Source organism: Acinetobacter sp. TY2, assembly GCF_046269225.1.
Lineage (GTDB): Bacteria > Pseudomonadota > Gammaproteobacteria > Pseudomonadales > Moraxellaceae > Acinetobacter.
Genome location: NZ_JBJZOR010000001.1, coordinates 111,003 through 123,037, shown reverse-complemented (window position 1 = coordinate 123,037; position 12,035 = coordinate 111,003). Strand labels below are relative to the sequence as shown.

General features: G+C 38.0%; 8 protein-coding genes. 6 read left to right on the top strand and 2 right to left on the bottom strand.

Features of this window, described 5'->3' with window-relative positions; genetic code table 11:
* Positions 1-14: 14 nt before the first annotated feature.
* Positions 15-3,800: an exodeoxyribonuclease V subunit gamma gene (locus ACK1JC_RS00590; protein ID WP_409509914.1), complete on the bottom strand. Its 3,786-nt coding sequence runs from the start codon at positions 3,798-3,800 to the stop codon at positions 15-17.
* Positions 3,801-3,985: 185 nt separating this feature from the next.
* Between ACK1JC_RS00590 and ACK1JC_RS00585 the strand changes: the two genes are divergently transcribed.
* Positions 3,986-4,498 (top strand): hypothetical protein, encoded by a 513-nt coding sequence (locus ACK1JC_RS00585; RefSeq protein WP_409509913.1) that lies wholly within the window; start codon positions 3,986-3,988, stop codon positions 4,496-4,498.
* 193 nt (positions 4,499-4,691) lie between these two features.
* Here ACK1JC_RS00585 and ACK1JC_RS00580 read toward each other — a convergent pair whose 3' ends face one another.
* Positions 4,692-6,110 (bottom strand): phosphate--AMP phosphotransferase, encoded by a 1,419-nt coding sequence (locus ACK1JC_RS00580; protein ID WP_409509912.1) that lies wholly within the window; start codon positions 6,108-6,110, stop codon positions 4,692-4,694.
* A 195-nt stretch (positions 6,111-6,305) separates the two neighbouring features.
* Here ACK1JC_RS00580 and ACK1JC_RS00575 point away from each other — a divergent pair, with 195 nt between their 5' ends.
* The 5 genes from ACK1JC_RS00575 (at position 6,306) to ACK1JC_RS00555 (ending at position 11,910) form a co-directional block, all read left to right on the top strand.
* Entirely contained in the window at positions 6,306-7,010 is a 705-nt protein-coding gene (locus tag ACK1JC_RS00575) for an FFLEELY motif protein (RefSeq protein WP_409509911.1), read from the top strand.
* Positions 7,011-7,165: 155 nt separating this feature from the next.
* Positions 7,166-8,110 (top strand): bifunctional demethylmenaquinone methyltransferase/2-methoxy-6-polyprenyl-1,4-benzoquinol methylase UbiE, encoded by a 945-nt coding sequence (ubiE, locus tag ACK1JC_RS00570; protein ID WP_409509910.1) that lies wholly within the window; start codon positions 7,166-7,168, stop codon positions 8,108-8,110.
* 36 nt (positions 8,111-8,146) lie between these two features.
* Entirely contained in the window at positions 8,147-8,812 is a 666-nt protein-coding gene (locus ACK1JC_RS00565) for an SCP2 domain-containing protein (RefSeq protein WP_409509909.1), read from the top strand.
* Between the two features lie 8 nt (positions 8,813-8,820).
* Positions 8,821-10,440 carry an ABC1 kinase family protein gene (locus ACK1JC_RS00560; RefSeq protein ID WP_409509908.1) on the top strand — a complete coding sequence of 540 codons (1,620 nt, stop codon included), beginning with the start codon at positions 8,821-8,823 and terminating at the stop codon, positions 10,438-10,440.
* A 387-nt stretch (positions 10,441-10,827) separates the two neighbouring features.
* A complete protein-coding gene (locus tag ACK1JC_RS00555; RefSeq protein ID WP_409509907.1) occupies positions 10,828-11,910 on the top strand; it encodes a patatin-like phospholipase family protein in 1,083 nt (360 codons plus the stop codon).
* Positions 11,911-12,035: the final 125 nt, after the last annotated feature.

Genomic DNA, 12,035 nt, shown 5'->3' with positions numbered 1-12,035 from the left:
GTGTTCGTTCATGATTACTCCTCCGCAACCTGTTGATACTGATAAATAGGGCTATACAATGCATATGCGAAATGATCACACGCATGTTTTAATAATGCTGTTGTATCTTGTTCTTGTAAAATAAACTGCCAATCACGATGTTTACGACTCCACTCCATTTCAGTCAAATCGTAAGGTAAGAAGGCATCACTTTTCGTCCATTCATTTTGTAAATCGGAAAAATTTTCCATCGTCATATTTCCAACATCACCATCTGACCACTTTGGCTCTTTACCCACCTCAGCTAACTTCAACATGAGTGCCGACGGTAAGACTAAAGGTTCAGACTGTCCGTAAGCATAGGCTTTAAACCAAGCCAACAGATGTATTTCAGCCTCTTTGGAGCTCAAACCTTCATTAATGAGAGTGACATCACTAAACACCGCAATTCTTTTTAATACTCGTGATTGATCATCATCCAAAGCCAAATAACTTAGCCACAATAAATATTCCAACCAAACTTTAGTACGACGTTTTCCACGGGCACTTGACGCATCTAAACTGACCCAATGCTGTCCTTGTCGTTCCAACTCGTTTTGTTTAGGAATGGTAATATTCATCACTAAACCATCTTTAACAGTCCATTGACGTTGCGTAGTTTCAGTCACTTTTTCAGCATACCGATATAAACGATCTTTAAGTCGATCTTGTTCCACCACACTCATTTGCCATGCGCTGTTTTGAACTTTCCCTATCGGTAATTGGTCTTGTAACAGTGCTTGATCTGCTTGGTGAAGTTGATCTTGAGTATCTTGTTTTTGTAAGAAATCACGAATTTGATATTTGGCTAAACCATCTAAAACTAAAGGTTCATTCAATGCAGGTAAATCTTGGGCACGCAAATTTTCCACGCCTAAGGTTTTCAAATATAAACGGGCAGGAAATGTCACATCCTGAATCCATTGTCCTGCATCCAAAACCGTAATGCTTTCTTGCTCGTCTAAACTTGGATAAGGGACATTTGCCCATGCTTGTCGCTCAGATAATTGTTCAGCCTGACGAATTTGCTGTGCGACGTTAAACCACTGATCACGATATCTTTGCTGTTCAACCGTTTCAAAGCCTTTAAGATCAAATGGTTGCAAAGTATGGATTTGATATAACGATTGTACCTGTTCAGCCATCTCCACGCCTTGCGGTTTAATCATTTGATAAGGCTGAATAGTTTCTTGATCAGATTCTGCTTGAGCATGAGTTTCTTGAATAGCTATTTCTTGAACAAGACTTTCTATAGTGCTCGCTTCTGTCCGCTCAGATTTTGTAATAAACGCAATATGGTTGATCAACTCTTGTAAAACACTCGATGGATCACGTACTTCGCCATCACTGACATCAAAGCCATTATAAAACAGCCATAAATTTTCTTGTGCCAACAATAAGGCATCTAAAAATGCACCTTGATCATCATCTAAACGAGAACGATCACCCAACTGTGGTTTTAAAATTTCCATTAAATCGAATGGTAAATGCACACTTCGATTTGGAAATTTACCACCATCTAAGTTCAACATCACAATGAGCTTGTAAGGCAATGGACGAATCTGTCCAATTTGGCTAAAAGTAATCTGACCTGTCGGCAAAGCTTGATCCATTTGCCCATCAAGTAAATTTTCAATTTCATTAAGCAAATAAGGCAAAGGTAGATAGAGCTGTTTGAGTTCTTTCGCCTCAGTTTCATCTTGTGTATTTCGATACGCCAATGTCAGCATACGTTCTTGTTTTTTGACAATTTCACGTACTGATTTTAAAATTTCAACACCCGATTGTTCAAATTCAGCAAGCTCTTTCATCAGTAAATTCAACCATGCTTCAACATGACATTGAATGGTCGTATTGTTAGCCAATTCATGCGCAATCATCCAATCACGGCGATGATCAAAATCATGATAAATCTGAATCAGTTTTGCAATCAGTTCAAAATCACTCGGCATCACTTGTGCATAACTAAGCGTTTCATCAAAAATAATATGTTCAGGAATAGCGATACCCAATGCCAAACGATCTAGCGCATATTTAAAGGTAAAACGAAAATCTTGATCGTCCTGACTTAAACTGCGTTGTAAATGTGCTGCATCCAAACCTCGTTTAAAGCCTGCGCTAATTAGTAAGTCAACCATGCGATCTGTATTGTTTACATCTAACTCATAACGAATTTGTGTGGCATTTAAATTCAGCCAATCTGCAAAGTCTTCAACACTGAAACGTCCATCAACCAAAGTCATACGACCTAACACAGCTCGCCATGCATTGCTTGCATCAAGTTGTGTTACGCCTGCAATTTTCACAGGTAAATACACACTGTCCTGATTAGGTATATGTGGAAATACACTGCGAATGAGCGGTTCTATCTGTTTTAAATCAGGTGCTAAAATTAAAATATCACTGGGTCTACGAGGCTGTTCTGTTGTGCCTTGGGCAAGCCAATGAATCATTTGATCTTTGAGAACTTCAAGCTGACGTAATCCTGAATGACAAACATTGATTTGAATGGAATGATCAGTCGGTGCAATCCTATATGCATGCTCTTCAGGTTCAACTAAATATAAAATATCGGACTGAAGTTTGGTGAGCAAATTGATTGGTTCTTCATCGACAAAGGCATCGACCCACTGCCCTTCCTCACCTGAAGAAAGATTGGATAAAATTGAAAAATGGTCACGAGCTTGTTTACCAAACCGTGTCAGTAATGGATGACGAGATTCTCGTGTCTCAGCATTAAAGTTAAGCGTAAATTGTTCGAAAAATTGATTGATCTCAACATCTGTTGCTTTTGGATTTTTGGCAATAAAACGCTCTTTCACTCGTAAATCGTATTGTTTTTTCCAATTTGGATCGACACTATCTGCCCAATATTCTTGTGATGGGTTGTAGTGTAAAATCACCACATCAATATATTGTCCAAGTCGTCTTAAAAATTGTAATTGGCTCGGTGGCAAGTCCAATAAAGTAAACACTGTCAGCCGACTCGGCAATTTTTTTAATGCCTGTGGACGTTGTAACTCATCATCTAAAGTCGCCCAAAAATCAGTATCAATACTGTGTATATCAATAAAATCATCATGAAAAGTATGTTGCCATAACCAGCGTTGCCAACTTTCTAATTCTTCCGCCTGATTCAGCGTAAATACCGAGATTTCATCTTTTTTAAAAAATTGGTTTTCTAAATTTAAAGCTTGATTACGCCCCCACTGACCTAGCCAATTGCCTGTACAAGTACATTCATGACCTTCATTTGCACAATTTTTCTGACAGCCCCCTCTATAGAGCATGTAATTGCCGAATAGTTTTGATACTTGCTCCGACACCCAATACAACATACTTTGTTTTTTCAGTTGCTTTTTAAAGCCATGCTCAAGTGCTGAAGCTGAATCATAAATCCGTTTCACAATGCCAAACAATGGATGATCTAAAGGCAATTGGTTTTCATCGCTATCAATATGATTTTTCAGCGTTTGATAAATACGCCACTTCATAATCAGACGAGGAATATTTGCTTTACGGACTTTGTCTTTATTTTCTAATATTTGTTGATAGGCAAACCATTGAAAACCACGAATACGATGATGAAACTGATTATTGGCACTAATACCTTGTTGTTCTGAAATTTTTTGTGTCAGCCACTCCTGCACAGCAGGGCTCGGTACAATAAAATGTTGGGTTTTTAAAACAGTAAATGGATTTTTTGAGGGTTGAGCCGTATTTTGTAAGAGCCCTTGTACAAGCACATCTATACGTTGGCTTTGAATTACATGAATCGCCATAGTCCCTCAACCGTCTGTTTTAATGATTTATTGAAATGCACAAAAGCATAAACATTCGCCTCTATACAACGACTTCATACTATGGCATTTTTACTGCATTATTGGTACATAACTTCACAATTTCAAGCTTACACACTGCTTCTGTAGAAATATGATAAAAATCTTGATAAATAGGTAATTACTTTATGAAAATTGATAAAATTCCAGACTCGATTGATCCACATTTAAACCTTGAAAACATTCGTACAGAATGCTTAGAGCTTGTTAAAAAACGTTCTTACGTTTCGGCAGGTGTTGCTGTTATTCCTATCCCCTTTTTTGATGTGATTATTGATATCGGTATGTTGTCTTTACTCATTCCTGAAATTAATGCACGTTTTGGACTCGCACCTGAGCAAATTAGTGTGTATGACCCTGAAACTAAAAAAGTGCATTGGAATGAGCTACGTAAACGTGGTTTTGAGTTTTCAGGTTTAGTGGTCGCACGTACTGCGGCAAAAGCATCGCTCAACAATTTAGCTGCGAAAGTCATTACTAAGCAAGTGACTAAATTTATTCCACTGGGCGGTTCAATTATTGCGGCAAGTTTAGGTTATATTGTGATGAAAAAAGTCGCTGAAGTTCATGTAGATGAATGCTATAAGTTAGCAAAAGGGATTCAGCAAAAGCAAAGTGCGAGCGTGGTGAAGTATTCTTAGTCGTATTTTAGATATTTTAAAACAATAGAAAAGCGGATGATAAGTCCGCTTTTTACTATTTTACTGAAAAAAAAACAAAGTGCCTTTCTTTTCACTTAAAGAGAGGTTACATCTACTCTCCCCCCTTAGTTAGTAGTTAAATTCCTTACCCCAGAAACCATATAGACACAAAAAAACAGGGATTTTCAAGATATTAATCAGCTTTTAACTGCTTTAAAATTGCCTTAAGCACCTGAATACGAGCCGAATATTTATCATTGGTCGCAATCACATGCCAAGGGGCGCAGTCGGTATTGGTTCGCTCTAACATATCTGCGGCTGCATTCAGATATTCATCCCAATGCCCACGGTTACGCCAGTCTTCTGGGGTAATTTTAAAACGCTTATGCGGTGTCTGCTCACGAGCTTTAAAACGAGCTTCTTGCTCCTCTTTTGAAATCGCTAACCAAAACTTAATCATCACATGCTGATTTTCAGTTAAATCTTTTTCAAAACGATTGATTTCATCATAGGCACGTTGCCATTCCACCGGATTTGCAAAACCCTCAATACGCTCGACCAATACCCGTCCATACCAACTCCGATCAAAAATGGTAATTTTTTCTTCAGGCTGAATTTTTGTCCAAAAGCGCCATAAATAAGGTCTGCGAAGTTCATATTTTTCAGGGGCCGCAATGGTATGAATATCATATTCACGAGGATCAAGTTTTTTCACAATACGCTTAATTGCACCACCTTTACCCGCTGCATCCATGCCTTCAAAGCTAATGACGATATTTCGAGGATCATTTCTTAGTGCATCTGAAACTTTTTTAGTCAGTTTTTTTAACTCAGTTTTATAATCTTCTGCCGATAAAACATCATGAGCAGGATTCAATAAAACTTCAGGTGTGATTGTTTGTTTCCATTTCGTCCGTACAGATGTGCGATGTCGAGGTAACTCTTTTAGCGCACGTAAAATATGTTGAGCAAATTGCTGATCACGTACCGTTTCATCTTCACAATCAATAACAAACCAATCATTTGTAAATTGTTGACGTAACTTTTGTACAGTATCGTATTGCTTTTTATTACGCCAATCTAAACCATGTAACTTATGCCAACGCTGTTCTGAAGCATCCATTTCATCTAAACGTTTTTGTAAACTTTTCCAAGATAAATCAAACCAAACTTTAATGACTTCAACATGATTATTTTTCAAATCTTGTTCATAAGTACGCATACTATCGACATAAGCATCAAAAAGTGTGTCATCGAGTGGACGTGAAACGTGCATCGTGGTCGCTAATAAATCGCTGTACCAATTGCCAAACATGACTTGGATCTGCCCTTCTGCAGGAATAAAACGAACATACGGTTGCCAAAAAGTTTGTTTGTCTGAAAATAGATGTGCAGGATCAGCTTTAACACGCAAATAGCGAGGGTCAACCCATTCACGCAACTGTTTTACCGCCTCACCTTTACCTGCTAATTCAATTCCACTAACCAAAATAACTAAACTTTTCCCATTTTTTTGATCACGACTATTTTTTAAAGCATACTGAGCTTCAATCAAATCTACCGATAAACTTTCTTCATCACGTACAGCAAAATCTAATTCTTCTTTCATCATTTTTTCACATATATTTTGATATTGATTTGAGTATAACCTGATCAGATTACATCATGATTTTTTTTATACAGAGTCAATACCTTGCTCAAATTAATCAATATTTATGGCATTTTTTCTGCATTGTTTTGTTTTTTTGTCATAGAGATACCGTTAAACTGCCTTTATTCTTGATCAAAACAGATTCTCGAGCTTTATATGTCTAAACTTGCTGCACTAGATCAACTCTTAGAACAATATCAGCAGTTGAGTTACCACACCGACCCTATATTAAAAAATCGTTTACATGAAGCACAGACATGGTTAAAAACCCGTATTCAAATGACGCATCAGGACTTATTTAATCAAAAAGAAAATGTTCTGATGGCACAATATTTTCTTAATCGTTTATATGGTGGTCCTGAGTTTGATGACTTAGCTGTACAAATTGAACGCTTGTTAAAATACGCGCATAAAGCTGAAAAAATCATTCCTGAAAATGCCATTAAAACAGGCTTAAAATCTGTTGGACTTGCTGTTTTAGCCATGCAGCTTGATGAACAAGTCGCAGCACAACTTCTGAAAGATTATCCTGCAGATCAAGTCATTGATAATGAAATGATGCGTCAAACACTTATTAAACTCGATCAATATGACGCCCGTTTAGATCAACTCTCTTTACTTGATGACCTTGGTGGCGCACTCGATAAATATATGCGTTCATTCATCATGCACACTGCTTTTAAAATGTGTAAAGGTGCTGCAAATAAATATCGTTTTGAATTGATGTATGACTTTATTGGTGAGGGTTTTATCGCAATGAAACCTATGAAATCTGCTGCAAATTTTATTCATACATTCACGGTAAAAGAACGGGAAATTGTTGAAAAAGTTCATGCGGGCGAACCCAACCCATTTTATTAAATGTTGAAATCACATCCAATATATACCGATCTTTTCGATCGGTTTTTGTATATTATTCATAACAATTACGTGCAGAAGACTGCAAATTTTTGCAGAATCTGTCATTATGCAAAATAAGATCAGATTTCCCATTTTTGTGTTCAGGAGTGACTCAAGTGTCGAATGAAAACCAACAGCCAACCGCACCTGTAGAGTCGGCAACCAATACAGACAAACAGAGTCCTTTTTTAACTGAACCATTACCGCAAGGTACTCCACAAGGGCAACAACAATCTTTACAACAAGCCCATGTTGATACACCTGTTTCAGGTACAGTACCTAAATACAATCTGCCACGTGGCGCAAACACGGGCAATGTCGGTGCAACCACTCACTTCGGTTATCAGACTGTAAGTAGTGATGATAAAGCTCAAAAAGTTGCCGAAGTATTCCACTCAGTGGCAGCAAAATACGACATCATGAATGACTTAATGTCATTTGGTATTCATCGTTTATGGAAACGCTTTGCAATCAATATGTCAGGCGTTCGTCGTGGTCAACACGTACTTGATATCGCAGGCGGTACGGGTGATTTAGCCAAAGTATTTAGCCGTGAAGTTGGTCCTACAGGTCACGTAGTTTTATCTGATATTAACGAATCGATGCTCAATGTTGGTCGTGATCGTCTGATTGATGCAGGCTGTACCAATGTCGATTTCGTTTTGGCAAATGCTGAAACTTTAGAGCCATTTGCAGACAACAGTTTTGACTTACTCACCATCAGTTTTGGTCTACGTAATGTGACTGATAAAGATGCTGCACTACAAGCCATGTATCGTGTACTTAAGCCAGGTGGTCGTTTACTCATTTTAGAATTCTCTAAACCTGTGTTTGAACCATTCTCTAAACTTTACGATATGTATTCATTCACGGCATTGCCAATCATGGGTAAAATCATTGCCAATGATGCTGAAAGTTATAAATATTTAGCTGAATCAATTCGTATGCACCCTGACCAACGTACCCTTAAAGGGATGATGGAAAATGCGGGCTTCCAAAACTGTGACTACCACAATTTAACGGGTGGTATCGTTGCGGTTCACCGTGGTTTTAAACTGTGATTTTCACATTTTAATGATTAACAATAAGGTTGCATTATGTGGTCAATTTTAGCACTCGGTGCAGTTGAACGACTGATCAATCAGTTGATCAATATGGATGCGATTACTCGCATCCAATTCAATCAGTTGCAAGGCAAACTATTACGTGTGGTGATCGACTCACCACAGTTGTCGGTTGATGTTTATTTTGATGAGTATAAAGTTCGTTTTGAACCAACGGTGACAGGTAAAAGCGATACACCTTCTATATTTGAACAACGCCCTTATGACAAAAATGTTGCAATTGCTGAAGCAACAGCAACCTTACACGTCAAAAGTATTGTTGAATTAGCGAAGCTCTTTGTTGCTGAAGATATTGGTAATATTCCGCTTGAAGGTGATTATCATCTTTTGCAGGATATTCAAAACATCATCCAACAGACTGAACCTGATTTAGCTTCACATTTAAGCCCGTGGATTGGTCCTGCTTTGGCACATGAAATCGGCAAAATTCAGCTTGCACCCAAACATTTAAAACGTTCAGTGCAAAGTCATACCTTCTTTGTCGAAGATTTTCTAAAAGAAGATTCTCGTCTTTTTGCGCCACGTTGGCAAATGGATGATCTACAACAAGATACGCGTCAACTCAATCAAAATATTGACCGACTTGAAGCTAAAATTCAACAACTTCAAAATCAATTCAATTCTGAACAATCTAGGTAAGACCATTTATGATTCCGCACATCAGCCGTTTACTCGAACTTTGGCGCATTGCCGCGCACTATCGACTCGATACACTGGTTCCTGCGGAAGAATTACCTGAAAAAGCGCGTCATATTTTAGCATTAATTCGCATGCACCCTGCTGCATGGTCAAGCAAAGAGAAAAAGAACCCTCTCAAGCTGAAAGAAGCTTTAGAAGAGATGGGACCTCTCGCGATTAAAATGGGGCAATTACTCTCAACTCGTCGTGATTTGATTCCACCAGAAATGTTACAACAATTGGTTTTATTACAAGATCGTGTTAAACCTTTTGATAATGATGTTGCGAAAACGCGTATTGAACAATCTCTAAAAACCAATATTTCAACGCTATTTTCCCGTTTTGACGAACAGCCTTTAGCAGCAGCATCAATTGCACAGGTACACACGGCTGCCCTCCATGATGGTCGTGAAGTAGTTGTCAAAGTCACTCGACCTGACATTCGCAGTCAAATTTTACAAGATTTTGAAATTTTAAGATGGCTTGGTGCAAGTCTAGAAAAGCGTCTTGAAGCTGCTCGTGCTGTGCATATTTCAGAAATTATTGAGAACTATCGTCAAGTCATTTTGAATGAACTCGATTTGACTTTAGAAGCTGAAAATACACGCCGTATGCGCCATTACTTCACAGGTTCAAGTATGATGTATGTACCTGAAGTGTATATGGATAGCAAAGATGTGATGGTGGCTGAACGCATCACAGGTGTACCAATTTCAGATACTGAAACCTTTGATAGATTGGGCATGGATCGTAAAGATCTCGCTGAAAAAGGTTTAACAATTTTCTTTACCCAAGTGTTCCGTGACAACTTTTTCCATGCTGACATGCATCCAGGAAATGTCTTTGTTGAAACACTAAATCCAAGTAGTCCTCGTTATATTGCACTCGATTGTGCAATTATGGGTGAGTTGTCTAAATCAGATCAGATGACCGTTGCTCGCATGTTACTTGCTGTAATGAACAGTGATTTCATGCAGTTGATTCAAATCGTGCATCAAGCAGGTTGGATTCCACCGGGGACTGATCAAGATGCTTTAGCACGTGAAATGCGTCGCACTGTCGGACCAATGGTATCCAAGCCGATGCACGAATTGGACTTTGCAGGCATTTTGATTCAAGTCATGGATATTGCACGTCGCTTTCATTTAGAAATTCCACCGCAATTGATGTTATTACTCAAAACATTGGTGCACGTAGAAGGTTTGGGAACAGACTTGTATCCTGATCTGGACATTTGGAGTACAGCAAAACCGATTCTGACTGAATGGGTTAAAGCACAGATGAACCCTCAGAAAAACCTGAAAGAATTAGGGCAAAAAATCCCTGATTTACTTTTAGGTGCGCAAGATTTACCAATGCTAATGATTGATAGTCTAAATGGTTTGAAAAATCAATCTGCTTGGCATTCAAAGCAACTACATGAATTGCAAATGATGCGTTTGGAAGTTGAGCATCAACAAAAACGGAGTTGGATGTTCGGCAGTATCATGGCGATTTTATTGTCTATTGCAATTATTGCGCCGTGGTATGTATCTATCGTATTAATTGTGCTGGCAAGTGTTTTAGCGATTTGGCGGATTGCGAAGTAATTAAATCATCTTAAATAATTGAACTACCTTAAAAACCACATCAAATTTGGTGTGGTTTTTCCATATTAGGGATTTTACACTCCCAATCTAAATGACGTACTTGTACAAAATTTAACTTTAGAGATGAGTAGAACTGCTATGTAAGGGAGAAGTTCTTATTTAAACTCCTCTCATCCTAACCTTCTCCCTTTGGGGGGAAGGAATTCTCAATATAAATTTGAATAGCAATTCTCAGTTTTTCCAATTTCTTAAAAATTAAGGAATACTTATTTTCAAAACCTTGAATAAAGTATCCAATGACTCAAAAGTCATCTACTGATACCTCTCGCCATTGCCCTGTCATGACTATTTTCTAAAATATAGCCATCTGTTTGAGCGAACATCACCATGACCCAAATTCTCTACCGAAAACCATCATCACTTAAAATCCAAGCTGGCTCGCTCGCCAAACAACTGATCGAAAAAGAAGGTCTTCATGCACAGCAAGTGGATATGATTCCAGGTGCAGCAGGTGGTCCCAAAGGCATCGGGCTGACAGGTTTAGACCAAGCTATTTTTGGGGAATTTCTCCCTCAAGCCAAACAAAGACGTTTTTTAATTGGTTCATCTGTTGGTGCATGGCGTTTTGCAGGAATTGTGGCGCAAGGTGAAAAACTCGGACCTGAAAAATTGGCTGAGTTGTATATCAATTTACCATTTAAAAAAGGTATGAAAATCGCCGATATCGAAAAAATTTCAAGAGACATGCTTCATGGAGTTTTAGGTGATCAACCTGATAAATTAGTCACTCATCCTGACTATCATTTAGCCATCATTGCAGCAAAAGCCGAACATTTATTTCAAAGTGATCAAAAACTTGCATTATATAGCTCTTTACTTGGAATTATTGGTAGTAATGCGATTTCTCGTGATCACTTAAATAAATTTATGCAGCGTGTGATTTGTCAGCCTACAGATTTTCCACAATTTAAAATTCGGGATGATGCTTTTAAAACTCATTATATGAATTTTAATCAGGATAATGTTGCCGATTGGCTCATGGCTTCGGGTTCAATTCCAGGTGTAACGCCTGCAGTGAAAAATATTGCCGATGCTCCTGAAGGTGCATATCGTGATGGTGGTTTGATTGACTATCACATCGACCTACCATTTGAGAGTAAAGGTATTGTTTTATATCCTCATTTCACCGACAGTATCACACCGGGTTGGTTCGATAAAATGTTTAAATCACGTAAAGCCAACCCTAAAAATCAAGCAAGAACTTTACTGATTTCGCCATCTCAAGAATATTTACAATCCTTACCTTTAGGACGGTTGCCTGATCGTAAAGATTTTGTATTAAAAGGCTTATCAGACAGTGAACGTAAAAAATTATGGCGACAATCTGTTGCAGAAAGCCAAAGATTGGGCGATGAATTTTTAGAGTTGATAGAAAAACAGAATTTTGCGGAAGTAATGCAACGTTTATAAACTTAAAAAATTCCCTCTTTTTAAAGAGGGAATTAGGGAGATTAATAAAACGCTAACCAAGTTTTATCTTGCCTATTTCCTCTATTTTGTTAAATTTAAAACAATTAAAAAGACTAAAACCAATA